We start from the raw sequence: 25,736 nt of genomic DNA on the forward strand, positions 1-25,736 counted from the left end.
TCACATTATAAATAACTAATTTTTTAAATCCATAAATATGAAAAAAAACACATTAAAAGTATTAAGCTCTGGTTTATTACTAGGTGCGTTAGCGCTAACCATTTCTTGCAGCAGTGATGACAATAATAAAAATACAGAACCAGTAAATCCAGTAACAGACGGAAGATGGATTACTGTAGCAGGAGCTTTAATGCAAACTGATCCAGGAGATGGAAATGGTGGAACAAGAGTTTATTCTATCAGTAAAGAAAACGCAATCGATCCTAATTTTTCTGTAAATGTTTACGATAATGGTATGGCTGTTCAATCTAGCAGAACGGCTCGTTTACAGTCTTCTGTAGACGGAAATACTCTTTTCAACATCACTTACACAGGTGCAAATGGCGGAGAGTTTATGACTTACAAAGTAAACGGAGGAAAAAGTTTTACCGAATCTACAGCAAAAGTTAACATCTCTCAATATGCAGGAACATCTCCAAGATGGAATAAAATTTTTGATGGAGATAAAACTGGTATTGCAGTAAATGTAACTGCTCCAGTGGTAAACACGAATCCAGATAAAACATACAAGTACACTAGAGGAACTGCTACTGTATTATCTTTAGATATGCAGCAAACTTTAATTTCTGCTTTCAAACAATATGAACTTCCATTAACCGCTGAAGAAGAAGCGCAAGGACACCACATTTTCCGCTTAGATGCTCCAACATTAAACAAAGCTGGAGATAAATTAATCATTGGAACATGGATGCGTAAAACAGATCCTGCAACAGGGCAAAATCAGGCAACTTTTACACGTTTAGGATCTAAATCTCTTATAGTTGATTATCCTGCTTTAACAAATCCTCAAATTATTACTTCGACAGTTGCTTTTGGTGATACAAGTGGTTTTAGAAGCTTTAATAGTTTTGTTGGAACTGACGGAAATATTTATCAAGCAACACAAAGAGATACTGAAAAAGGTTCTTATATTTTAAAAATCAATCAAAACAATCAATATGACAATTCTTATGTGTTTAGCTTAGATACAGCTTTAGGAGTAAAAGGAACTTATATTGATGCTTGGAGATATGCTGGAAACGGAATTGCTTATGCGGTTTATACTCAAAATGGGACTGATCAAGGTTTCTTAGCAAGACTTGATTTAAACGCAAGAACAGCTACAAAAGTAGAAGGTATTGAGTATGATGCTAATTTAGATTTTGGTCAATACCAAGGTTTTGTAGTTGATGGAAATAATTTCTACATCGCTGTTACGCCAGTTGGAAAGGATGGTAACATTTATGTAATTGATATTCCTTCTGGAAAAGTTACTAAGGGTGCAAAATTGGTTAACAAACCAGGAAACCACTACATTGGTGTGTTCTAAAAATATACAACTGTGAAAACAGTCTGTGAAAAATTCATCACTTGAGTTTTTTTTTAATCGAACATTCCGCTTCTATTTATAGTAAGCGGAATGTTTTTTTATGATAGTTTCATTTCATTATTAACAGCATTTCTTGTTTTCTTGAATCGGAGGACATTTTACAGAACCGAAACTGCAATAAACGCAACAATCACCTTCTAAAGGTTTTAGAATTGTCTTGCACTTTTCGCATTCGTAAAAATACTGGCAAGCATTTGTTGGCATTGTCTCTTCTTTTTTGTGTCCGCAGTTAGGACAAGTTAGTATGGATTGTAATTCGATTTTCATCCTATTATAGTTTTATTTTCTAATGCTGTGTAACCTGTAGCGTTGATTGCTTTTTCTATCTCTTCAATGCTGACTTTTGTATTGTCAAATCTAACAATCGCTTTTCCTTTCTCATAAGAAACCAACACTTCGATAATGCCTTCGAGTTTGTTTATTTCCGTTTTAATATGATGCTCGCAACCCGAACAAGTCATTCCTTTAATCGTAAACTCAACTTTCTGAATTTTGGACGCATCCACAGCAATTATTTTGTTTTCAGAATCTGGAAAGAAGATATGAGCATACGATGGAAATGCTAAAAGCAAAACTGCTACTACAGTGATAATTGCTAAAAATGATTTGGTCTGCGTAAAATTTGTTTTCTCATCGGTTTCGCAATTGCAATCTATTTTCTTTTGTGGTTTTAGTTTTTGATACCAAGCAAAAGCGAGCACTAAAATTGTTAAGCCAATAAAATACGGACGAAAAGGTTCAAGCCAAGAAAAAGTTGAAGCAAGTCCGCTAGTTCCTGCTATAAGAGCTAGTATTGGTGTAATGCAACATAATGAAGCTGCAAACGCGGTCAAAAGTCCAGTGCCGATTAGTTTCTTATTCATTTTCATTTGTTTCGAAAATTTTGTTATCGTTAAGTATTTTAAAAAATGGATTCAACATTTTTTCATACTCTTCTGTCAATGAATAAAAAATAGTTTGTGCTTCTCTTTCAGTTATGATAAGCTTTCGATCTTTGAGTTTTCGAAGATGTTGAGAAACAGCAGAAATTGTCATATTTAGAATATCGCTTAAATCACAAACACAAAGCCGTTTTTCTTCATAAAGCAGAAATAAAATTCTCAATCTTACATTATTTCCTGCCAATTCAAGTCCATTCGATAAATAATCAAAAGAATTATGCAGCTCCGAAATTCGTTCCTTACAACGATTAATTTGTTTAATGTCTGCCTTTTGCCTAATACAAGAATTATTGTCCATAAGACAAAAATAACTAATTTGTTTATTTAAGCAAATACTAAAATAATACCAATGCTTTTAATTCTACATCTACATCAATTTTTTAAAACAAAAAACGGCATCTATTACATTTAATAGACACCGACTTTTTTCAAATAACAAAAACTATGTTTCTATGTATTAAATCATTTTAACCAACAGCTTATAATTAAAATTTTGAAGCAAATTCTTTTGCAAAATCCTCTAATTTGATTTTACCAGTTGCAATTCCATCATTATTTAAGAAATCGGCAGCAATGGTTTCGTTTCTTAATCCAGATCCCATTTCCGTATATAAACCAGCCATTTCTTCTGGAACTCCAGCTTGAGTCATTCCACCAAAATATTGCTCATCTGTAAATTCAATCCAAGGAAGTTCTGGTTTACCAATTGCGGTTCCAAATGCTTTTACAATTTCTGAAGGTGTTTTTACATCACTAATGATGTAACGAATATTTTTACCTTCTTGATTTTTCTGTAATTCTTCTGCAGCAGCATTTGCAATGTCTTCTGGATGTACTAACGGAATACGATTTGATGCTGGGAAATTTGCTCCCATAATCCCTGCTCCTTTTATCATCGGGATGTCATTATAGAAATTAATGTAGAAATATCCTGCTCTTAAAAATGTGACAGAAACGTCTAATTTCTCGTAAATCTTCTCAATATTATACAAACCTGCAATTGGTCCGTTTCCTGTTGGCAAATCAGCCCCAATGCTGCTTAACATTACTACTCTTTTAATGTTTGCTGTTTGGATTGCTTTCGCGAAAGCCTTACCAGCATCTGTAGTATTTTTAATAATATTTACTCCACCCATATTTGGAGGAGTCATAGCAAAAAGAGCGTCAGCACCAGTAAAAGTTTTAGAAAGAAAATCAGCATCGCTAAGTGATCCTATTGCGGCTTTTGCGCCTAAATCTTCAATAGCAGATTTTCTATCTGCATTACTGCTTATAACGGTTACATCGTGACCTGATTGTACTAATTGTGCCGTTAGTGGCTTTCCTATGTTTCCTAATGAACCTGAGATTATAATTTTCATCTTAAAATGTTTTTTTATTTAACAAGACAAAGGTATCTTTGTACTTACTTTTATACAAGTACTTACCCTAAAGTATGTATCATGACAGCAATTAAAGAATCGTCTACTATTCAGGAAAACAAGCAGTATGCGTTGGAAAAATGTCCTGTAACTTTTGTTATGGAGAAAATTGGAGGCTACTGGAAACCTATTATTTTATATCATTTATCGACTGGAGATAAACGTTACAGCGAATTGAAAAGAGCAATTCCCGCTGTAACAGAAAAAATGCTTATTCAGCATTTAAAACAGCTAGAAGCAGATGGATTGGTCATTCGTGAAGCAAAACCCGTTGTACCTCCATTTGTAACTTATAGATTAAGTAATGCAGGAACTGGCCTGCTGCCCGTTATTGATGCTATGGCTTCATGGGCTTTCAAAATGAAAGACGGTGTCTATAACATTTAATAGACACCGTCTTTTCTAACAAACAAAAACTAATTAACTTAACTTTTTATGTGAAACTGAACAGGCATTAATTTCACTAGTCGACTTAATTTATTGTATTGAATAATGCTTTATTTAATTCTGTTTGATAAAAACCAAAGCTTCTTCATAATTGGCAATTTGTATGAGCACATTATAAATATATTTAGCAACTAACGCTCCTCCATTTGAATTAATCAGCTCAATATCATCATCTGGCGTATGGTATTGCGGATGTCCGCCTGTATGAAAACCAACTGCTGAAATGGATTCTTTGTAAAAAGAAACATGATCTGAACCGCCGACATCTCCCGCATGAATAACAGGGTTTAATCCTGAGTTTTCTTGCAGTTTTTTCATTAATTCTACACCGTTCGGAAAAGTTCCTGCTCCACCCATATAAAGCTCTTTTTTATCGTTCAATCTTCCGACCATATCCATATTGAGCATTACTTTTATGGCTTCTTTTGAAACTGGAGGGTGATTAATAAAATACTTTGAACCGAGTAATCCTTCTTCTTCTCCACTAAACGAAATAAAAATGATGCTTCTTTTTGGTTTTACTTTTTGTTTCGAAATTTCTTCTAAAATGCACAACAAAGCTGAAACTCCCGACGCATTATCATCTGCTCCGTTATGAATGGCAAAAGCCTCTTTCTTTTTACTTCCAGAACCTTGTCCGCCCCAGCCCCAGTGATCGTAATGCGCTCCGATTACTATGTATTCGTTTTTTAAATTAGGATCTGAACCTTCAATATAACCCACAACATTTTGCGTTGCCACTGTATCCGATTTCATTTTATTGATTCCTTCTTTAACAAATACTTTGAAAGGCTGATAGTAACTATCTTTGAATTGCTGTAAACCATATTTCTCAAAATATTTTTTGATATATGCAGCTGCATCATTATTTCCTTTAGTTCCCACAAAACGACCTTCTAATTTATCTGATGAAAGATATTTGTCATGTTTATAAAAGGTCTTAGCCATTTGTGCATTCACAAAAGTGCAGCAAAGAAATGCGGTCGTAAAAAGAAGTTTTAATTTCATAATTGTTTTTCTATAGATTGGACGCGGATGAAACGGATTTGCTTTGCAAAGACGCGGATAAACACAGATATTATATAAAAAATAGAATAAAAAAATCCGTAAAAATCAGCGTTTTCACGAAGTGAATCCGTTTTATCAGCGTACTATTATCTTATAAATCAAAAGAAGTATGTTTAATATATTTTCGATCATAAGTATACAAAATGTGTATTTTCTTGTCTGTGGTTTGAATTATGGCTGGATAACTGAATTCTCCTTTTTCCTGTTTTTCGAGATCGAATAATTTCGTCCATTTTAAACCATCTTTAGAATATTCTACGTCTAAAATATTACGTCCGTTAAACCAGTCTTTTCCAATTGGAAGTGGATTATTTACCAGCAAAAACAAATTTTTATTGATTGTTAAAGCATCTATACCCGAATTTGAATTAATGACATTTATCGTATTGGTTCTAATCCAGCTTTTACCATTGTCTCCTGACCAGCTCGAAACTACTTTATTGTGTTTGCTTCGAGACAGCATCTGAATATCGCTCTTACTATGAATTAAAAATGTGGGCTGAATGATATCGAAATTCTGATTGTTTTCTACCGCTATTTTCTTCCAAGAATCTGTTGCTTCTGTATATTCTTCAACATGCACGCGCCATTCGTCTGTACTCACACTTTCTGTGCTGCTTCCGCATAAAATTACGCCAGGAGTAGTTTCGATTGGTTTGTTCCGAATTGGACCTAAAAATCCTTCTGGAAGATATTTTGGTTCTCCCCATGTTGTTCCGTTATCTTTCGAAATCATCATAGCACCAAACCATTCTCTTGGATTTTTTCCAATTTTATAAAACAAATATAAATTCTGACTTTTGCTTTTAAACAAAACCGGATTCCAACAAGGAAGTGTATCTCCGTTTTTAATCAATGGCTGAATTAATTCTTTTGGTGCAGACCATTTCTTGTCTTTATAAGCCGAAATATAAATTCCGACATCTTTTGCACCTTCATATTTTCCGCCAAACCAAGCTGCTAAAATCTCATTTGGTTTATGCTCAACCAAAGTTGAGGCATGACTATTTGTTGTCACAGGCGGATCGGCAATATAACTGCTTTTGATATTAACAGCCTTAATTTGTGCTTTTATTCCACTAGAAAAAAGAAATAAAGCCAATAGCGCTGCAACAGTATATTTTGTCTTTAAAATCATTTTATTTTGATGAAAATTAATAATTGTATGTTATGAATTAAAGTTGGGGCAAAAATTCATTGTTCTTCATAAAAAACAAAAGGAGAGTTACCTCTCCTTCTGCTCAAGTAACAAATCGATTGATCTTTTACTTTACCAAATTAATTATTTTGTGTCCCACCAAAGTCTTGTTCCACCAGAATCTGGACCTCCTAATTTAGAGATTCCTTCATCTACGCCTGCTTTGTTTGATGAGTACTCATTTGTCGTGTAAATAATTCTTTTCATCAAAGATTTACCCACTCCAGCATCAGGATTATCTGTATTTAAAACTGGATAGATAACTTTAGCATCGCTTCTACGTAAATCTGCCCAAGATTCCCAAGATTCAGGGAAAATTGCTAAGTACTTTTGAACTGCAATTTGTGTTCTTTGATTTGATTCTGTTGAAGACCAAGCAACTGGCAATTTTACTGGAATATCTTGTAAATCTAATGTTGGATATACTGTTAAAACGTTTGGTAAAGTTGGTAAAGTTGATCCTGAAATATAAGCATTAATTGCTGTTGCATCAGTAATTCCCCATTGTAACATAGATAATCTAATACCAGTCTCATACAACGTTTTAGCATCTCCGCCCATATTCCATCCATTTAAAGCTCCTTCTGCTCTACTTAAGTAGTTTTCAGAAGCCATAAAGATTTCGATGTTTTTAGTTTCGCTAAGTGTGTTAGCTGCCCCATTTCCTAAAACATCATTATTAAAAGTAGAGAATTTAGTAGCTCCAAACTGATCTTGTAATCCTCCAACTGGTTTTCCTCTATAAACGCCTGTATCAATTGGAGAGAACCATTTTGCTAAACGCGGATCGTTGTATCCTACTAAAATACTTTCCATAGAAGAAGTCATTACATAGCCCCAGCTGTTTACAATCATGTTTAAATTGTTTGGAGTAATGTTACTAACTTTAAAATATGCACTTTGATCGTTTGTTTGCATAACTCCTGCTGCTACTGCAGCTTCAGCTTGAGTTTTTGCTCTTGCAGGATCTTTGTCAGAAATTCTTAAAGCTAAACGTAATCTCAAACTATTTCCAAAAACTCTCCATTTGTCAACACTTCCTGCATAAACTCTATCATTTGGTGCAAGAGAGGCAACAGAGGTCATAGAAGCAGAAGCTAATGTTGCATTTGCCTCGTTTAATAATTTAAAGAAATCATCGTAAATAAAATCTACACTATCATAAGATACACTTTCTTTACCATTACCAGCCTGAGTGTAAGGAAGTGGTCCATAAGCATCAACCATTTGGTTGTACATAAAAACTTTCCAAATTTTTAATACTGCTAGAGCTTCTGCATTTCCTTCAGATGCTTTAATTGCATTGTTTAAAGCTGGAACTGCAACAGTATAAAATTTTGACCATGCACGTCCTTCATACCCATTAACAAAAGCATTTCTTTCTGTACCATAAGGAACACTATTATATTGCACAAAAGTGGATGGCAAAATACCAGTTGCAATACCCCATGTTCCATGATCATCAACTCCTGGAGACGAATAAGAGCCGTTGTGAATTCCCGCATATAATGCAGATGCAAATGCTGGACCGGCTAATGTTGCATCCAACTGATCTTCAGTTAATGAATTAGGATCTTTGTTTATTTCATCAAAATCGCCAGTACAGCTTGATAAAATCGAAACTGCCATTAATGCAACTCCTAATGTTTTTATTTTAAAACTATATTTCATGATATCTCTTTTTTAATTAAAATCCGAATTTAACATTCACTCCATAATCTCTCGTTGATGGAATGTTGAAAGATTCTATTCCTTGTAAGTTACCTGTACCTGCACCAGCTTCTGGATCAAAGTACTTAGCTTTGTTTAAGAAGAAGAACAAGTTTCTACCTACTAATGAGAAATCGATGCTTGTAAATCCTGAGTTACCTAATAAACGTTTTGGCATTGAGTAACCAAAAACAAGTTCTCTTAATCTGATGTTTGTTGCATCATAAATAAATGGTTCTGCAATTGGAGTTCTTTGTCCGATAGCTGTCCAATATTGTTCAGCGTTAATGCTTGTTGTGTTTTTAGTGTAAGTTCCGTTTCCGTTATCTACAACACCATCAACAATGATTCCGCCATTTCTTCCTGCTAAAGTGATATCGCTTACCCCTAAACCAGCTTGTCTAGCTTGAGTGTATGAAATAACTTCACCACCAATTCTGAAATCAACTAAGAAGCTTAAAGAGAAATCTTTGTATTTGAAGTTGTTCTTGAAACCTGCAGTCCAATCTGGATTAAAGTTACCAGCACGAACATCAAAACCATTTGTTGCTAATGGAATACCAGCACTATTTACAAGGATTTCTCCAGCATCATTTCTTTGGAAACCTTTAATGTATAAATCACCATACTCACCACCTTGAACAACTTTACTTCTAACTAAACGTCCTTCACCAATTACTAACTCATCTCTTCCTTCAAAGATAGATTTTACTTTTGACTTGTAAGAAGCGTAGTTTGCTGTAATATCCCAAGTAAAGTTTTCTGTTTGAATTGGAGTTGCAGTAAGTGTGAACTCGACACCTTTATTCTCAATATCTCCACCATTTACGATTGCTCTAGAATATCCAGAAGATTCAGGAGTATTGATGTAGAAAATTTGATTATTAGTTAATGTCTTAAAGTATGTAAAATCTAAACCTAAACGATTATTGAAAAATCTAACATCAGCACCAAACTCTGTAGAAGAAGAAATCTCAGGTTTTAAGTTTGGATTTGCTTTTGTGTTTTGTCCGTATAACATACCACCATTTCCTCCAATGTAAGAGAATCTTTGTTGTGTTTGATACGGATCTGTATCGTTACCAACTTCTGCGTAAGAAGCTCTTAATTTAGCAAAACTAATTACTTCTGGCAATGTAAACATATCAGAAAGAACAGCAGAAAGTCCGAAAGATGGATAGAAATAATCTGTTGGTAGTGTAGAAGACCAGTCATTTCTAGCTGTTAAATCTAAGAATAAATAGTTTCTGAAACCAATTTGACCAAATCCGTAAACAGAGTTAATTCTTTTTTCTGAAGCTGTAGAAGTAGATTGAACTGTTTGCACGTTTGATAATGCGAAGTAATTTCTTTTACTTAATACCCCACCAGAATTTAAAGCTGAACTATTTTGTTGCAATGAACTCGCACCAGCGTTAAGACCAATAGAGAAATCTCCGAATTTTTCGTTGTAAGAAAGTAAAGCATCAATGTTTAATTCGCTTACTGTTTCATAAGATTCGCTATAAGAACCTAAGTTGCTGTTGAAAGCAGCTGTTGCATATCTGTTTCTTACGTTTTTGTTTGTCATTTGGTCTAAACCTGCTCTACCTTGTAAACTTAAAGTTTTTGTAAACTCATATTTAAGAGAAGCTAAACCAATAAATCTATTTCTTTTATCTGTACGAGCATCATCTCTTAAAGCAGACCAAAATGGGTTTCCACCTGGAGCTCCTGTTTCGTCAAGGAAATAGTTTACTTGTCTTTGTCCTGCAGCATCAATATATTCGAAGTCTTTGTAATCTCTATAAGCGATACTACGAGGCAATAAATAAGCAGATGTTCCGATAGATTCTTCACCAGTTCTCAATAAGTTATCAATATCTTGAACGATGTAGTTTGTTTTTACATCTAAAGATAATTTATCAGAAATTTTGCTTGTCAATCTTAAGTTAAGATTGTGTCTGTCCATTTGGTTTCCTCCAACAATACCTTCAGCACGTGTGTTAGTATAAGAGAAATAACCTTGTGCTTTTTCGTTACCAGCAGTAACTGTTAACGTGTTTGCCAAGTTATAACCTGTTTTGTAGAAATCAATAACGTTATTTGGCTGTGGAGAATAGCTTTGTGTAGCTGGTCCAGCATAATTTGGATTACGAACTAACTGCCAAGCAGAAACCTGACGTCCGTCTAGAGGTGCTCCCCAGCTTGAACTTGAGTTAGAAACATAGTTTCCGTTTGTACCTTGACCGTACTCATTTTGTAAATTCATCAAGTTGTAAGCAGAAGATGCCATAAAGTTTGATGATAACGAAACTGAAGTTTTTCCAGATTTACCAGATTTAGTTGTAATTACAATTACACCATTTGATGCTCTAGAACCGTAAAGAGCTGCCGCAGATGGTCCTTTAAGAACTGTCATCGAAGCAATGTCTTCTGGATTAATGTTAGAAATACCATCTGGTTGAGTAGTTCCTCCTGTATCAATATCAGGATTTGTGTTTGTTGTTCCGTTACTAATTGGCACACCATCTACTACATAAAGAGGCTGGTTGTTTCCGTTAAGAGATCTGTTACCTCTTAATGTAATTCTAGAAGAAGAACCAACACCGTTTGATGTTGTAGAGAAGTTAAGACCTGCAACTTTACCAGAAAGCGAGTTAGCAACATTTAATGATCTTGCTTCTGATAACTCATCTACAGAAACGTTTTGTGCAGAATAAGTAATTGCTTTTTTCTCTCTTTTAATACCAAGAGCGGTAACAACTACCTCTCCTAATTGCTGCGTATCTGGACCTAAAGATACGTTAATTGTAGATTGTGATCCAACAGCAACTTCTTTTGTAGAAGATCCTACATAAGTAAAAACTAAAACTGCTGATTGATTAGGAACATTAATGCTGTATTTACCATCAAAATCTGATGAAGCACTTGTTTTAGTTCCTTTAACAATAATATTTGCTCCAGGAATCGGAATTCCGCTTTGAGCATCTGTTATCGTTCCTTTTACTGTTGTCTGCGCTTGTAGGCTTTGGAACCCAAAAAGGCATATGACAAACAGTAATTTTAGTACGCTTTTAATCATATTAGTTGTTTTTTTAGAGTTAATAACATGTTAAACTTAAGAATACATTCTGTTAACAAAATATAATTTCGACAAATGACAATTTTTCAAAGGTGTTGGTAAATCTTTCGTCATATATTGAAAGAAAACGTTTTCATTTGTAATCCTACTCTGCCTTATAAAAAAGGCCAAAATCTATTAATCGAATAGAAATTGGCCTTTTTTGATTGTATTCATTTTTTTAACTAAAAATCGTTTAAAATTATTCGGTGTTTAACACTTTTTAGTTAGAAACCTTGAATTTGGTTTTTAGAAGATCTATTGAGTTTCCGCCAACCATTACTTCGAAGTCTCCTGGCTCTACAACAAACTTCATTTGCCTGTTATACAGGCCTAATTCGTCCTTTGTAAGTGTAAATTCAACATTTTTTGTTTCTCCTTTTTTAATGTTTAATCGTTTAAAACCTCTTAAAGTTTTCTCTGGAGTCGTTACAGAACTGTAAACATCATTTACATATAATTGTACAACTTCATCTCCATCTAAATTTCCGGTGTTTTTCACATCAACAGAAACTTTTACGTCTCCGTCTGGTTTGATTTCGTTTGCACTGATTTTTAAATTAGAATATTCAAACTTCGTGTAACTCAATCCGTAACCGAATGAATATAGAGGGTGTTCGCTTTCTGCAACGTATTTATGTATCGCAGACGGCTTTTGATTATAATATATAGGTAACTGTCCAACCGATTTTGGAACCGTAATCGGTAATCTACCACCTGGATTGTAATCTCCAAATAAAACATCTGCTACAGCTCTTCCTCCTAATTCTCCTGGAAACCATCCTTCTAAAACTGCTGGAATATTTTCAGCAATCCAGTTTGTCGAAAGCGGACGACCGTTTAATAACACACAAACTACTGGAGTTCCTGTTTTTTGAATCGCTTCAATCAATTCTTGTTGCATTCCGTGCAAATCCAAGCTTGCAACGTCTCTATTTTCCTCAACCAATTCGTTTGATTCTCCTAAAACTACAATTGCAACATCTGCTTTTTTAGCGGCATCGATTGCTGGCTGCATGTCTACTTTTTCTAAGTTCCAACGTAAGTGAGCTCTAGCTCCCCAGCCGCCTTCCCACATTTCAATGCGGACTTTGTATTTCTTTCCTGCTTCAATATTTTTAGGAGTGGTAACAATGCTTGTTGCTCCTTTTGTCCAGTTGTCGATAACCAATTGATCATCAACCCACATTCTGATTCCGTCATCTGAACTTAAACCTAACCAACCATCAAACGATTTGTCTGATTGAATATAGCCCGTCCAACGAATAGAAAAATCATCCACATTTACACCATCGCCAGGAGCCCAAGGCCAGTCAAATTCTAATTGGCTGTCAATACGAGTTAAAGCTGGAGTTCCTTGTAGCTCTCTGTTATTGAAATATTCTCCCTTTAATCCGTTTTGAGATCCGTCTGAAGTGAATAAATATTTAGATGGAATAGCCTGACCCTTTACGATCAAAGGAACACCTTCTTGGTAAACAACATTTGCTGTTTTTCCCATTATTTGTTGCACACCTTCGTAAACCGTCATTCCAACGCTGTTTTTAGGAGCATAACCTCCAAGTCTTGAAGCGTTTGCATTTGGCCCGATAACAGCAATGTTTTTAAGATTTTTACTTAATGGTAAAATATTATTGTCATTTTTTAATAAAACCATTGATTTTTGAGCTGCTTCTAAAGCAACAGCTTGGTTTTCTTTAGTATGAAAACGCTCTTTAATCAAGTTTTTATCTGTGTACGGATTTTCAAATAGACCCAATAAAAATTTCAAACGTAAAACTGCTCCCGCTGCACGGTCGATGTTCTCCATTGTCAATTTCTTTTCATTTACTAATTCAATAATTGTATTTTGCCAGAATTCATTAGAAAAATCGTAAAACTGCATATCAACTCCTGCAGAAACAGCTTCTCTAATCGCATCTTTTGGAGAATCAGCCACTTTGTGAGTTGTCTGAATGTATTTAATTGCTCCCAAATCTGAAACTACAAGTCCTTTAAAACCCCATTCGTTTCTCAAAACATCAGTCAATAACCAGTGATTTGCTGCACAAGGAATTCCGTCTAACTCAGAATATGCACACATTGTTCCTAACGCGCCGCCTTTTGTAAATGCTTTTTGGAAAGATGGCAAATGATCTTCTCTAGCCGAACGTTCTCCAACTAAAATTGGAGAAGAATTTCCTCCTGCCTGTGGAATACCGTGAACCGCGAAGTGTTTAGGCTCAGCAATAATAGAACGATCCGATTTTAAATCGTCTCCTTGCAATCCTTTGATGAATGCCAAACCAATTTCACTGTTTAAAAATGCATCTTCACCAAAAGTTTCTGCAACTCTTCCCCATCTTGGCTCGCGTCCTAAATCTAAGTTTGGTCCAAAACCAAAATGAACTCCATGAGCTCTGGCTTCCATACCAATAACTTTACCCACTTTGTCTAAAACAGAAGTATCCCAAGTTGCTCCAAGTCCAATGTTCATTGGAAAAGCAGTACTTCCTTCGTCTAAATATCCGTGAAGCATTTCACACATAATCAGTGCCGGAATTCCCCAACGGTTTCCTTTGATTACATTAGTCTGCAAATCATTGATCATTTTCGCTGAACGCGGATAAAGATCATGAATTGCTCCAATCCCCAATTTCCCTATTTTTTCAGCCGACTTACCTTTAGCAAAATCTTCCTTCTCCTTAAAAAAATCTCCTCTATACATATCCATCTGACGCACTTTTTCTTCAAGTGTCATATGGCTTAACAAGTCTTTTACTCTATCTTCAACAGGAGCTTTTGCATCTTGATAAAGATACTTTTTCTGGGCATGGGTATGGTTTAAAAAACCAACAGCCATTACAAAAATAATGGCCGTTTTCCTCATTCTTAATTGTAACATAGTTGTGTGTGTTTAGTTTTGAATCACTTTAAGCTTTGTTCCATTCACAAAATCGTCGTGCGAAATAAAAAAGCTGTTAAGTGTTTTTCCGTTTATCTCAATCGAATTGATTTTTCCACCATTATTTTCTTGTCTTTCAATTATGATGTTTTCTTTTTTATAATATCTTGGATCTAATTTAATAGTCACTCTATGAAACATTGGCGTGGTAATGGTATAAATTGGATCTCCTGGAGAAATTGGATAAATTCCCATCATCGAATACACTAACCAAGCCGACATTGTTCCGGTATCATCATTTCCTGGCAATCCTTTTGGTTCATTTTTGAAATATTCCTGAACCAATTTCTTTACCATATCCTGAGCTTTATATTCTTCGCCTTTTACATAATTGAATAAATACGGATTGGCAATGTCTGGTTCGTTTGCCATATCAAACTGTTTGATATCAAAAATTTTCTGCAATTGTGCCGAAAAAGCTTGATCACCACCCATTAATTTCTTTAATCCGATAATGTCGTGCGGAACCATAAAAGCGTACTGCCAAGCATTTCCTTCGATAAAACCAACATTTTCTTCAAAATTAGCTCCAGAAGCAGGATCAAAAGGTTCGTACCATTTTCCGTCAGGCGTTCTTGGACGAAGCAGATTTAAGTTTTTATCGAATAATTTTCTGTAGGATAAAGAACGTTCTTTAAAACGTTTTACATTGTCTTTATCACCGAATTCGTTGGCCATAAGCGAAATGGAATAATCTGAAATATTGTATTCCTGAGTCGTCGAAACTGGACCTTTATGATCCGTTGTCAAATATCCTTTTTTGATATAATCTCTCAATCCCGGACGAAGCGGATTATTTTCAATATTATCTGCGCCTTTCAACATCGCGTAATATGCTTTACTAACATCAAAATCATGAATCCCTCTCATATAAGTATCTGTAATTACTATACTTGCAGGATCTCCAACCATGGTAAAAGTTTCAGTCGAATTCAATTCCCATTTTGGTAACCAGCCGTTTTCATCGAACATACTCAACATACTTTTTACCATATCCGATTGCTGTTTTGGATAAACCAAAGACATTAACGGGTGGACATTTCTATACGTGTCCCACAAAGAAAATACGGTATAACGAGTATCTTTGGTTTTACGAATTTCACTTCTTTTGATTACTGGATATTCTCCGTTAATATCATTTAAAGTATTTGGGTGAATTAGAGTATGATACAAAGCCGTGTAGAAAATCGTATTGTCATCTTTTGAACCGCCTTCAACCAAAATTTTAGAAAGTTCTTCATTCCATTCGTTATAGGTTTCTTTGTAAATTGCGTCAAAAGATCTGTTACCCACTTCTTTTGCTAAGTTTTCACGAGCATTTTCGATACTTACGTACGAAATTCCGATCTTCACTTCAACCGTTTCTTGTTTATCGAATTTATAGGTAAAATAGCTTCCAATACTATCCCCCACAACGGTTTTTATCGTATTTTCCATCATTCTGGTTTTTCCGTTGTAGCCCATCCATTGTGCTTCGACACCGTTGTATTTCGCAGTTTTTTTCCAAACTCCGAATTTATCGGCAGGTTTAGAAAATTGAGCCACAAAATAAACCGGATAAGCATCTTCTGGACTATTGTAACAGAATGATCCAACAGAACGCATTCCTTCAATTTCTGTTGAAGAAACCACTTTTATCATGGCACCTTCTTCATTCGTTAATCCTAAACCAAGATTTAGCAAAATATTAGATTGCCCTTTCGGGAAAGTGAATCTGCTAATCCCAACTCGTTTTGAAGCTGTAAATTCTCCTTTTACTTTATACTTGTCGATGTTTACGCTGTAATATGCAGCTTTAGCAACTTCATTCGAATAAGTAGAACCATATTTTAAATGATCGACTTCTACTGCTCCAGTCGTTGGCATCAATAAAATAACGCCCAATTCTGGACAGCCGACTCCACTTAAATTAACTTGACTAAAACCTGTCAAAAAAGTATTCTCATTCACATACGGATTCGAAAGCCACTGACTGTCTTTTTCCATAGGTGTATTTTTTACTCCAGCCACATTAAACGGACTAATACTTGCCATTCCGCGTGGTGCAATTGGTCCCGGATAAGCCGCGCCATAATTGGAAGTCCCAATAAACGGATTAACAAAATCGGCAGGTTCTTGCGCAAAAATAGTAATGCTAAAAAACAGCATGCAAAAAATACATGCTGTTTGAAATTTGTTTGTATTTAAAACCATAGGTTTCATTCTTATCTGTTAATCGCTTCGATTTTTAAAGTCCAAGCTTCTTTTGCAGGAAGATTGTTTCTTAAGCTTTCTGGAATTACTACTTTAAATCCGTTTCCTTCTTTTGTCCATTTTAAAGAAGTTTTAGAACCTAACATCGTAATCTTTGTTCCTTTTTTAGGACTGATATCTTTTACAGTAACTTCAGCAGGAATTTTGTCTTCTCCTTCTTTAGCTAAATAAAATGCAAATACATTACCTGCTTTATTTTGTGTAAAACAAATGTTTTCTTCTTTATAAGGTTCGATTGGTTTTGTGTTATAAATCGCTGTGCTGTTTACTTTCATCCAATCTCCGTAAGCTTGCAATAAATCATAAGCGCCTTTATCCCATTCTCCTTCTGGACTTGGAGCAACGTTTAATAATAAGTTTCCGCCTTTAGCTACAATATCAATTAACAAATGGATTCCTTGTCTTCCTGTCATGTATTGAGCACCTGGAGAATAAGACCATCCACCACCAGCTGGAATACAAGATTCCCAAGGATAAGGCAATGTTTTATCAGGAACGCGTCCTTCTGGAGTTAAATAGTTTTGGTTTTTACCGTGAACGGCTCTATCAACCACAATTAAACCTGGTTGTTTTTGACGTGCTTTTACAACCAATTCATCCATTTTTGGATCTTGGTCTACCACTCTGTGTTTAATGAAACCGTTTTTAGATTCGTTTTCTGTAAACTTCTCGTCGTAGTTTTCTTTGATGTTAACCTGGTCTCTTTTTCTAACCCAGCCACCATCTAACCATAAAATATCTACTTTACCGTAGTTAGAAAGAATTTCTAAGATTTGGTTGTGAGTGAAATCAACATATTTTTGCCATTTTTCTGGATATAAAGAAGGATCGTAGTTTACGTTTCTGTCGAATGGAGGAAAATAAGGATCCCAGTAGTTTTCGTTATGCCAGTCTGGTTTAGAGAAATAAGCTCCAGTTGAAATGCCTTCTCCTCTAAAAGAGTTGAAAATTTCTTTTAAAACATCTGCTTTCGGGTTCGTATGAAAAGGAACATCTTTACTAGTAATCTTGTAATCAGAATATTTAGTATCATACATATTGAAACCATCATGGTGTTTGGTGGTAAAAACCATGTATTTCATTCCCGCATATTTAGCCGCTTTTGCCCATTTTGCAGGGTCGAATTTTACTGGATTAAAAGTCTTTCTTAAACCTTCGTAATCTTTGATATAATCATTATAATTAGATGGATTGCTTCCTTTTTTACGTTCACACCATCCATAATCTTCTGGACAAATAGACCAAGATTCTACAATACCCCACTGGCTGTAAGTTCCCCAGTGCATTAGCAAACCAAATTTTTTGCCTTGCCATTCGTCTAAGTTCTTTAAAACTAACGGATCTGTTTCTGGTACGTATCTTTCATCTTCATAAATCGCCTGCGCGAATATCTGAGCTGAAAATAAAAGGGCGATTATGAATATTCCTTTTTTCATCTTTAATCTAATTTATAATTTATTATTCTTTGTTTTTTTAGTTTAGTTTATCAAGTATCGGTTGATCTGTAAAAGTTAATTCTTTTGGAGTGTTTTCGTTAAGTTGCTCCAATACAACAAACTTATTTTCACCTTTGTTCAACCAACAACCTGGTACGTATAGCGTTTGCTGCGGGCCTACTTTCCAGTAGCGTCCAAGATTGTGTCCGTTAACAAATACAATTCCTTTTCCCCAAGCAGACATATCAAGAAAAGTATCAGCTGGTTTATCGATGTTTACTGTAGCTTCATATAAAACTGGACGTCCTGGTTTTATCGTTTCGTTTTTAATAGCTGGCACTTCACTCATTGGCATTTTATACATTTCCCAACCACCACTAATTTCATATTCATTAATGAATACTGGAGAAATAATTCCTTTCGTATTATGTACAATTTCGGCACCGTAATTAATGCGTCCCATATTTTCAACCAGAATTTCTAAAATACCATTAAAAGGAATAGAAACTGTCAGTTCGTAATTTTTGAAAACTCTATTCAATTCACCCACCTTAACTCCATTTACATAAACGGTAGCAAAGTCTCTCAATCCCTCAATTTTCAATTTGCCAGAAGAAATTGGCTGCGTAAATCTTTTTCTATACAAAACATATCCATTTCCCTGACCTAACTTTTCAAATGTTAAAGGCTGATCATTTACAACCGCTTTTTCTTTTTTGATCCAACTTAAAACATCCATACTGGCTTGGACAGGCTGATTTGGATATTTTGTAACCGGTATTTTCTCTGGAATCGGTGCTAATTTTGTTTTAGAATACTTTTGCATTACTTCACGAATGGCCATAAATTTTGGTGTTGCCCAACCTGCTTCGCTAATTGGGGCATCATAATCGTAGCTTGTAATATCCGGCTGAATATCACTTTCTTCATTATAATTTGCTCCAGAAGTAAATCCGAAATTAGTACCGCCATGCACCATATAATAATTAAAAGAAACGCCTGCATCAAGGTACTTTTTAGTTTGGCTTGCAATCTCCTCAGATCCAACTTTAATAAATGGCTCTGCCCAATGATCCAACCAACCAGAATAAAACTCTGCTACCATATAAGGCCCTTGCCCTTTGTGGTATTTATCAACCTGCTTCTTTAAATTTTCTATATTTGATTCCCCATTTGCAGTTGGCAATACGCCTTCAACCATGCCGCCTTCAAATAACCAAGAACCATCAGAAGTAAAAAATGGTTCTGGGAATCCCGTTTCTTTAAGTATATTGTAAATTGCAGTTTTGTATGCTTTATGATCTTCAGCACTAATATCAGTTCTTTGAGAAACATAAGAACCAAATTCATTTTCAGCCTGAACCATAATGATTGGGCCTCCCTGATTAGCAAAATTTCCCTTTACGACTGCGTATAAATGTTCCAGATACGTTTTACAAGCTTCTAAAAATGCTTTGTTATTGGTACGAATTACTAAATCTGGATTGTTTTGCAACCACCAAGGATATCCTCCAAATTCCCATTCACCACATGCATACGGGCCTGGTCTTAGAATCACATATAATCCTTCACTTTTAGCAATGCGTAAAAACTCTGCCAAATCTCTATTTCCCGTCTTAAAATCCCATACACCTGGTTCTATTTCGTGATAATTCCAAAACACATAAGTTGCCACGGTATTCAATCCCATAGCTTTAATCATTTGCAATCGATGTCTCCAATACTCTTTAGGAATACGCTCATAGTGCATTTCTCCCGAATGTATTTTTATAATTTTCCCATCTTTTTGAAATTCTCCATTAGATATAGAAAATCCTTTGGTTTGCGCCTTTGTAAAAAACGGCATCACGCAAATCAATAATACACCGAGCTTAAATAATATCTTATTCATTTTTTAAAATATTTAATTCACCAAAATCTCATCTACAAACAACCAAGAGCTTTCTCCTTTTGGACTTTTCTTTAAGTTGCCACCGATTACTTTTACAAAACGTGCATTTTGTTTTTGGAAATTGATTTTGAAATCTTTCAACTCCGGAACTGGATTTGCTGCATACGGACGTGTTATTTTTCCAACTTGCGTATATTTAATTCCATCAGTAGAAATTAAAACTTTCACTTGAATTGGGAAATTAACTCCTGCGCCTTGACTTTCTAAAGCTCCAACTGATACTTGCTCAATACTTTCTACTTTTTCAAGATCAATTACCAATTCCATATCATTAACTAGCCAAGCTTGCCATTGCCCATCGTGAAAATTCTTGCTTCCGCGAATGGCATTTACCATAGTATTAGCATCTCCCTTATAATTCTCATTAAAAGGTGTTAAGTATTTCACTTTTTTCGCAAATCCTTTATGGAAAACAATAGTATCTGTAAATGTTTTTCCAACTGGTTTTTCGTCTTGAAATAAAGAAGCTTTTAAAACTGTAGTTTCTTTAATTTCAATTGGCGTAGTATATTTTATAGCATGGTGATCGATGCTTTGGTTTCCTAAAACATAGCGGATATCTGGATTTGGGAATTCATTTTTCAACTCTACTTTGATTTGTTTATTCCCTAAATCAGCTGTTGAAGAAGCGGTTACCAAATAAGCGCTTTTCGCATAATTTAATCCCTGATAATCGTAACGCTTGAACATTGAAAACAATCTTGACGTAAAATCGTTCCAATTACGTTTCTCTTTCGGACTCCATAATGTTTCTGATAAAGCGGCTAATCTTGGGAAAATCATATATTCAGAATCTTTTGGACCAGCGATATGTTCTGCCCATAAATTGGCTTGTCCGCCTAAAATATGCGAAGCTTCTTCAGGAGTCATTCCTTGTACAACTGGATCAAACTGATATACTTTATTTAACGGATTATAAGCATCAAAAGCTAAAGGTTCTTCATTTTGAGGTCCTTGATAGAAGTTAAAATAACAAGGAGATTCTGGAGACATAATTACATCGTGGCCTTGTTTAGCAGCCTCTGCACCAATTTTTTCACCTCTCCAGCACATAATTGTTGCGCTTGGATTTAATCCACCTTCCAATACTTCGTCCCAGCCAATTAGCTTTTTACCTTTAGAATTAACATATTTTTCAATACGTTTTACAAAATAACTTTGTAATTCTGCTACACTTTTTAAGTGCTCGTCTTTAATTCTTTTTTGACAGTGCGGACATTTTGCCCAATTGGTTTTAGTCGCTTCATCACCTCCAATATGAACATATTTTGAAGGGAAAATGGCCATTACTTCGTCTAAAACATTCTGTAAAAACTCAAACGTAGTTTCTTTTCCTGCACAGTAAATATCTGTTAAAGGCCAAACTCCTCCAGAAGGAACTCCAATTCTCTGATCGAAACAAGCCAATTCCGGATAAGATGCAATGGCACTGCTTACGTGAGCTGGCATTTCGATTTCTGGAATTACTTCAATTCCTTTTGTGGCTGCATATTTTACAATTTCTTTTAATTCTTCTTGTGTGAAGAATCCACCATAAGTTCCTTTTTCGTCAGGATTTGTGGTTAATCTGGCATTCCAGCTTCTGTTTTCCTGATCTACTCTCCATGCGCCAACTTCTGTTAGTTTTGGATATTTTTTGATTTCAATTCTCCAACCCTGATCGTCTACTAAATGCATGTGAAGAACATTCATTTTATGTGCTGCCAAACGGTCTATTGTAGCTAAAACATAATTTTTATCAAAGAAATGACGTGAAAAATCCAGCATTAAACCTCTCCATTTAAAACGAGGTTCATCATTAATAGTCAAACTTGGAATCTGCCATTTTGCAGAAGTAATCGCAAACTGACTTTCAATTGCTTCAGGAAGTAATTGTCTGATGCTTTCTAAAGCATATAAAAAACCATTATTCCCTTTTGCAGAAATAACAATATTAGTCGGATTTACATCTAAAACGTAAGCTTCATTTTTTAAATTCGGGTCTGTTTTCAATAAAACATAATTACTCGCAGGAGCTTTTGTAGTCACTTCTGGTTTCCATCCTGCAGCAGTCCCAAATTTAGAAGCCAAAGCATTTGCAACATCTTTTTGAAAATCACCGTTTACTACAAACTTTGTATCTTTTGTAAATTCAAAAACACCTGTTTTAATCAGAGTTTGAGTCGGTTTCGGAATGATACGTATATCACTTTCCGTGTAAACTTTCTGCGCGTTAGCCGAGAAAATTGAAGTGATTACGGTTAATAGGAATAGTAATTTTTTCATTCTTTGTTTTTTGGTTTCTCTAATTGTTTGTTCAAACATTTAAAGATGTAGTTTTTAGGTTTAGTTTGTCATTTCGTTAGTAGCTCCTCAAAGTAACTCGCCAATCTTTGTAGAGTTTCTTGCGAAGATTTCTCCTTCGTCGAAATGACAAATATTGCATTTCATATCTTCAACGGATTAAAATCCGTTGCTACAAAATAATCCGTTCTTTCGGAACTTTTTATGAAAGAGCCATTGGCTCGAAATATATTGTAGGGATGGATTTTAATCCATCTAACGTAATCATATTTATTTATCCCAAGACATTTTAAATTTCGCATCTTCCATTCTATGTCCTTTTGCATCATCAGAAACAGCGAAATTAAATCCTGATCTTAAGCTGTAACCTGCGTATTCACCGTTTTTATTCAAAGCAATAAAACCAACTTGCAGGTATTCCATGTCTTTGTGGTTTTTATGTTTGTTGTAAATACGTTCTGTAATTTCTTTACAAGCATCATAAGGAGATTTTCCTTGACGCATTAATTCGACAACCATTGCGCTTCCAGCAGTTCTAATAACGGCTTCGCCCAAACCTGTTGCCGCTGCAGCTCCTACTTCGTTGTCCAAGAAAAGACCTGCGCCGATTATTGGGGAGTCACCGACGCGTCCGTGCATTTTCCAAGCTGCACCGCTCGTGGTACATCCGCCAGAAAGGTTGCCATCTTGGTCTAACATTAGCATGCTTATGGTATCGTGATTTTCTATATTAATAACTGGTTTGTATTTGGAATCTTCCAGCCATTTTTTCCAGTCTTTTTCAGATTCTGGAGTCAGTAAATTTTCCTCTTTAAAACCTTCAGATAAGGCGAATTGCAATGCGCCTTGTCCCGCTAACATTACGTGAGGCGTATTTTGCAATACTCTTTTCGCAACAGAAATTGGGTGCATTATTCCTTGTAAAAAACAAACAGAACCGCAATTGCTGTTATGATCCATAATACAAGCATCTAAGGTAACTTTTCCTTCGCGATCCGGATATCCTCCATAACCAACACTACGTACAGTTGGATCTGCTTCAGGTATTTTCATTCCAGCTTCGATTGCATCTAAAGCTGATTTTCCTTCTTTTAGGTTTTTCCAAGATTCTTTATTTGCAGGCAAACCGTGATTCCATGTCGAAATAATAATTGGTTTGGTCTGCTTTTTTTCTTTTGGTTCTGCTGTTTCTTCATTTTCATGATTAGCAGCAAATCCGCTTACGCCCAAAACAGAACTTATGGCTAAAGTGCCTAAAGTGGTTTTCTTAATAAAATCTCTTCTATTTGACATGTCTTTTGGTTTTAATTCAACTTTCAGAAACAAAACGTTCTTAATGTTGCTAAATTAATCAGTAATAATTTTTAATCCCAGTAAAATCGACTACAAGGCCGATTTTACGGCTGCAATTGTTTTTAAATTACTATCCGATAAGGCATTTCCGTCAAAAAATGAAACTCCTGTTGCACCATTTTTCTTAGCCAGCAAAATCGCTTCTTTCAATTCTGCATCCGATTTTAATCCCGGAATATAAATTCCTGTATTTACTTTCGTTTGTTTTCCTTCTAAATCGGCTACACCTTGTTTGGTTGCGTAACCTACCCAGTCAATTTCTTCATCATAAAAACTATGATAAATCATTGGATATACTTCGTCAATATTCCATTTGTCCCAACGCTGGCGCACCATGTGATCTGCCATTTCCGGATAAGGAAATACTGCTGCCGTTAATTTTTTATTGTATTTGTGTGCGATTTTATACGCATCATCAACTACCGCTTTTACTGCATTTAATCTGAAGTTTTTCCACTCCATATCAATTGAAGTGTTGTGGCTATTTTTCGGATTTTTATGATGTTCTTTTTCGAATTTGCTTACGCAGGCATCACAATAACAGAAATCAAATTGTGGTAGTTCTACATCCTGAACCAAGTTGTATTTTGGCAGCAAACTAATTGGCAGAAAAATATCTGGGAAACGAATGTAATCTAAGTGCACACTTTCAATTCCTTCTACTTTTGCTAAACCTTCAACCAAACCTAAAACGTGATTTCTAGATGCTTCTTTAGTTGGGCAAAGCCATTGGTAATAATCTACATACGGACGGTTATCAAAACAAGATTTTCCTTCTTTGCTTACTTGATACCAATCTGGATGTTGTAGAGCAACTGAATCATTTGGACGGTTCATTGCCATAATCCAAGCATGCACTTTTAGTCCTTCTTTTTTTGCAAGCGGAACTAATCTTGCTAATAGTTTCGGATCGGTTTGTGTGTTAATTAAAACTTCATCGATTCCGCCATCTTTGTATTTTTTGAATTCTTTTGAATAATCTGCATCCGATTTTTTAGCATCAGCAGTTGTCCAGACTCCAAAAGTGAATTTACCGTTTTGCTGATCTTTATTTTCTTTTTGTCCGCATGAGAATAAACTCAGCGAAAGCGCTAATACTAAAACTTTTGATAGTTTATGCAGCTTATTCGTTCGTAATAATTTTACCATCTTCTTTAATTATTAAGGTTTTGTTTGAAAAAGGACTCTTTACCAAGATATTAAATCCTGATGAATGATTTTCTAAAACTGGTTTTAAAACTTTTCCATCAACAACTATATTTTTTTTACTGATACTTTGCAGTGATTTTGCCCAAGATTTATTTTTATCAAAATATCTCTTTTGAGCACGGTACAACGTATACAGTTCCCATTTTACTTTTTCTTCCTGTGGAATTGTAAAAGTATCCTGTCCTTCTATTTCTTTTGAAGAGAAGTATACATAAGCCCATTTTTCGGGCTCATGCATATTAATGACTCCCATAGGCGACCAAACCCAATTGTATTCTGGGAGAAACTTTCCTTCTGAATCTTTTTTTCTTTCGTATTTTCCGTCAACGATAGAATGCTGCCAATTCACCCTAGAGAAATTGACTCTCCAAAATTTATCCTTCGGAACAATGTCATCAAAATAAGATGTTTTATAAACCGACCACGGAATGGCAATTTCTAACGTCCAGCCTTTATCTGTGTCTGAAGCATTATTTAAAGTTCCATCAACCTTTACAGCCGATTTTAATCCGTCGATATTCCAATCGTTTAAAACCGTGTTTTTTTCGCGGTAAGGTTTATTAATAAATAAATCCCAAGCCGTGTTTAACGCATTAATTTCTAATTCATAATAATTGTGCGTATCATTATCCGGATCGATAAAAACCTCAAAATCATTATTATAAAAAATAATCGTATCGCGTTGTTTTAGATTTGCCCAAACGTGAGGTTCTTCTATTTTAGCGAGAATATAGTAGTAATTATCGTCCCATAGCATTTTTACCTGAGTCTTGTATTTTGGAGTTTCAACACCTTCTATGTCGACAAAAGGAGTTGTCCAAGATGCTTTTTCCCAGTCTTTATCTGCGCCGTCTCCGTCAATAACAATTTCTTTTGAAGTTTTATAGGCAATATAACTTTTTGGTGTAACCTCTTTTTCAGATTGCGCATAACCCATCAATCCAACAAAAAAAACGGCAAGGGACAATAAATTACTTCTACTATGCATCT

18 protein-coding genes are annotated in these 25,736 nt (G+C 35.1%); 2 read left to right on the forward strand and 16 right to left on the reverse strand.

The window, feature by feature from the left end; translation table 11 throughout:
* Positions 1-37: 37 nt before the first annotated feature.
* Positions 38-1,369 carry a hypothetical protein gene (locus tag JC605_RS16925; protein WP_198857330.1) on the forward strand — a complete coding sequence of 444 codons (1,332 nt, stop codon included), beginning with the start codon at positions 38-40 and terminating at the stop codon, positions 1,367-1,369.
* A gap of 120 nt (positions 1,370-1,489) precedes the next feature.
* On the opposite strand, the gene JC605_RS16930 is transcribed toward JC605_RS16925, so the two are convergent.
* From JC605_RS16930 to JC605_RS16945, 4 genes are all read right to left on the reverse strand, one after another.
* Complete coding sequence (locus tag JC605_RS16930; RefSeq protein ID WP_198857331.1) at positions 1,490-1,696, reverse strand: GDCCVxC domain-containing (seleno)protein; 207 nt, start codon at positions 1,694-1,696, stop codon at positions 1,490-1,492.
* Positions 1,693-2,298: a mercuric transport protein MerTP gene (gene merTP / locus JC605_RS16935; protein ID WP_198857332.1), complete on the reverse strand. Its 606-nt coding sequence runs from the start codon at positions 2,296-2,298 to the stop codon at positions 1,693-1,695. Before merTP ends, JC605_RS16930 begins: the two co-directional genes overlap by 4 nt.
* Positions 2,285-2,668, reverse strand: coding sequence for a metalloregulator ArsR/SmtB family transcription factor (locus JC605_RS16940; RefSeq protein ID WP_198857333.1), 384 nt, complete (start codon positions 2,666-2,668; stop codon positions 2,285-2,287). Before JC605_RS16940 ends, merTP begins: the two co-directional genes overlap by 14 nt.
* A gap of 187 nt (positions 2,669-2,855) precedes the next feature.
* On the reverse strand, positions 2,856-3,731 hold the full coding sequence (locus JC605_RS16945; protein ID WP_198857334.1) for an NAD(P)H-binding protein: 876 nt from the start codon (positions 3,729-3,731) through the stop codon (positions 2,856-2,858).
* Between the two features lie 81 nt (positions 3,732-3,812).
* On the opposite strand from JC605_RS16945, the gene JC605_RS16950 reads away from it, so the two are divergent.
* Positions 3,813-4,178 (forward strand): helix-turn-helix domain-containing protein, encoded by a 366-nt coding sequence (locus JC605_RS16950; protein WP_008467415.1) that lies wholly within the window; start codon positions 3,813-3,815, stop codon positions 4,176-4,178.
* Positions 4,179-4,292: 114 nt separating this feature from the next.
* Here JC605_RS16950 and JC605_RS16955 read toward each other — a convergent pair whose 3' ends face one another.
* The 12 genes from JC605_RS16955 to JC605_RS17010 all read right to left on the reverse strand — a co-directional run bounded on the left by JC605_RS16955 (position 4,293) and on the right by JC605_RS17010 (position 25,734).
* Positions 4,293-5,246: a M20/M25/M40 family metallo-hydrolase gene (locus tag JC605_RS16955; protein ID WP_233074146.1), complete on the reverse strand. Its 954-nt coding sequence runs from the start codon at positions 5,244-5,246 to the stop codon at positions 4,293-4,295.
* A gap of 151 nt (positions 5,247-5,397) precedes the next feature.
* The gene (locus tag JC605_RS16960; protein WP_198857335.1) at positions 5,398-6,444 is read right to left on the reverse strand and encodes an exo-alpha-sialidase; all 1,047 of its coding nucleotides are present in this window, start codon (positions 6,442-6,444) and stop codon (positions 5,398-5,400) included.
* 144 nt (positions 6,445-6,588) lie between these two features.
* Positions 6,589-8,175 carry a SusD/RagB family nutrient-binding outer membrane lipoprotein gene (locus tag JC605_RS16965; RefSeq protein ID WP_198857336.1) on the reverse strand — a complete coding sequence of 529 codons (1,587 nt, stop codon included), beginning with the start codon at positions 8,173-8,175 and terminating at the stop codon, positions 6,589-6,591.
* A gap of 16 nt (positions 8,176-8,191) precedes the next feature.
* Positions 8,192-11,278 (reverse strand): SusC/RagA family TonB-linked outer membrane protein, encoded by a 3,087-nt coding sequence (locus JC605_RS16970; protein ID WP_198857337.1) that lies wholly within the window; start codon positions 11,276-11,278, stop codon positions 8,192-8,194.
* 262 nt (positions 11,279-11,540) lie between these two features.
* Positions 11,541-14,201 carry a glycoside hydrolase family 3 N-terminal domain-containing protein gene (locus JC605_RS16975; protein ID WP_198857338.1) on the reverse strand — a complete coding sequence of 887 codons (2,661 nt, stop codon included), beginning with the start codon at positions 14,199-14,201 and terminating at the stop codon, positions 11,541-11,543.
* 12 nt (positions 14,202-14,213) lie between these two features.
* The gene (locus tag JC605_RS16980; protein WP_198857487.1) at positions 14,214-16,454 is read right to left on the reverse strand and encodes a GH92 family glycosyl hydrolase; all 2,241 of its coding nucleotides are present in this window, start codon (positions 16,452-16,454) and stop codon (positions 14,214-14,216) included.
* An 11-nt stretch (positions 16,455-16,465) separates the two neighbouring features.
* Complete coding sequence (locus tag JC605_RS16985) at positions 16,466-17,950, reverse strand: alpha-L-fucosidase (RefSeq protein WP_198857339.1); 1,485 nt, start codon at positions 17,948-17,950, stop codon at positions 16,466-16,468.
* A 37-nt stretch (positions 17,951-17,987) separates the two neighbouring features.
* Complete coding sequence (locus JC605_RS16990) at positions 17,988-19,841, reverse strand: beta-galactosidase (RefSeq protein WP_198857340.1); 1,854 nt, start codon at positions 19,839-19,841, stop codon at positions 17,988-17,990.
* A 12-nt stretch (positions 19,842-19,853) separates the two neighbouring features.
* Positions 19,854-22,166 carry a beta-N-acetylhexosaminidase gene (locus tag JC605_RS16995; protein ID WP_198857341.1) on the reverse strand — a complete coding sequence of 771 codons (2,313 nt, stop codon included), beginning with the start codon at positions 22,164-22,166 and terminating at the stop codon, positions 19,854-19,856.
* Positions 22,167-22,454: 288 nt separating this feature from the next.
* Positions 22,455-23,477, reverse strand: a complete 1,023-nt coding sequence (locus JC605_RS17000) for an isoaspartyl peptidase/L-asparaginase family protein (RefSeq protein WP_198857342.1) — start codon at positions 23,475-23,477, stop codon at positions 22,455-22,457.
* A 90-nt stretch (positions 23,478-23,567) separates the two neighbouring features.
* Complete coding sequence (locus JC605_RS17005; RefSeq protein ID WP_198857343.1) at positions 23,568-24,686, reverse strand: putative glycoside hydrolase; 1,119 nt, start codon at positions 24,684-24,686, stop codon at positions 23,568-23,570.
* Entirely contained in the window at positions 24,661-25,734 is a 1,074-nt protein-coding gene (locus JC605_RS17010) for a carbohydrate-binding family 9-like protein (RefSeq protein WP_198857344.1), read from the reverse strand. Before JC605_RS17010 ends, JC605_RS17005 begins: the two co-directional genes overlap by 26 nt.
* Positions 25,735-25,736: the final 2 nt, after the last annotated feature.

This window comes from Flavobacterium sp. IB48 (assembly GCF_016405855.1).
Classification (GTDB): Bacteria; Bacteroidota; Bacteroidia; order Flavobacteriales; family Flavobacteriaceae; genus Flavobacterium; species Flavobacterium ginsengisoli.

Coding starts and splice junctions, on each gene's coding strand:
- JC605_RS16945 (WP_198857334.1), bottom strand. CDS start 3,731: ATGAAAATTATAATCTCAGGTTCATTAGGAAACATAGGAAAGCCACTA.
- JC605_RS16975 (WP_198857338.1), bottom strand. CDS start 14,201: ATGTTACAATTAAGAATGAGGAAAACGGCCATTATTTTTGTAATGGCT.
- JC605_RS16960 (WP_198857335.1), bottom strand. CDS start 6,444: ATGATTTTAAAGACAAAATATACTGTTGCAGCGCTATTGGCTTTATTT.
- JC605_RS16925 (WP_198857330.1), top strand. CDS start 38: ATGAAAAAAAACACATTAAAAGTATTAAGCTCTGGTTTATTACTAGGT.
- JC605_RS16990 (WP_198857340.1), bottom strand. CDS start 19,841: ATGAATAAGATATTATTTAAGCTCGGTGTATTATTGATTTGCGTGATG.
- JC605_RS17005 (WP_198857343.1), bottom strand. CDS start 24,686: ATGGTAAAATTATTACGAACGAATAAGCTGCATAAACTATCAAAAGTT.
- JC605_RS16940 (WP_198857333.1), bottom strand. CDS start 2,668: ATGGACAATAATTCTTGTATTAGGCAAAAGGCAGACATTAAACAAATT.
- JC605_RS17010 (WP_198857344.1), bottom strand. CDS start 25,734: ATGCATAGTAGAAGTAATTTATTGTCCCTTGCCGTTTTTTTTGTTGGA.
- merTP (WP_198857332.1), bottom strand. CDS start 2,298: ATGAAAATGAATAAGAAACTAATCGGCACTGGACTTTTGACCGCGTTT.
- JC605_RS16930 (WP_198857331.1), bottom strand. CDS start 1,696: ATGAAAATCGAATTACAATCCATACTAACTTGTCCTAACTGCGGACAC.
- JC605_RS16950 (WP_008467415.1), top strand. CDS start 3,813: ATGACAGCAATTAAAGAATCGTCTACTATTCAGGAAAACAAGCAGTAT.
- JC605_RS16985 (WP_198857339.1), bottom strand. CDS start 17,950: ATGAAAAAAGGAATATTCATAATCGCCCTTTTATTTTCAGCTCAGATA.
- JC605_RS16980 (WP_198857487.1), bottom strand. CDS start 16,454: ATGGTTTTAAATACAAACAAATTTCAAACAGCATGTATTTTTTGCATG.
- JC605_RS16970 (WP_198857337.1), bottom strand. CDS start 11,278: ATGATTAAAAGCGTACTAAAATTACTGTTTGTCATATGCCTTTTTGGG.
- JC605_RS16965 (WP_198857336.1), bottom strand. CDS start 8,175: ATGAAATATAGTTTTAAAATAAAAACATTAGGAGTTGCATTAATGGCA.
- JC605_RS16955 (WP_233074146.1), bottom strand. CDS start 5,246: ATGAAATTAAAACTTCTTTTTACGACCGCATTTCTTTGCTGCACTTTT.
- JC605_RS17000 (WP_198857342.1), bottom strand. CDS start 23,477: ATGTCAAATAGAAGAGATTTTATTAAGAAAACCACTTTAGGCACTTTA.
- JC605_RS16995 (WP_198857341.1), bottom strand. CDS start 22,166: ATGAAAAAATTACTATTCCTATTAACCGTAATCACTTCAATTTTCTCG.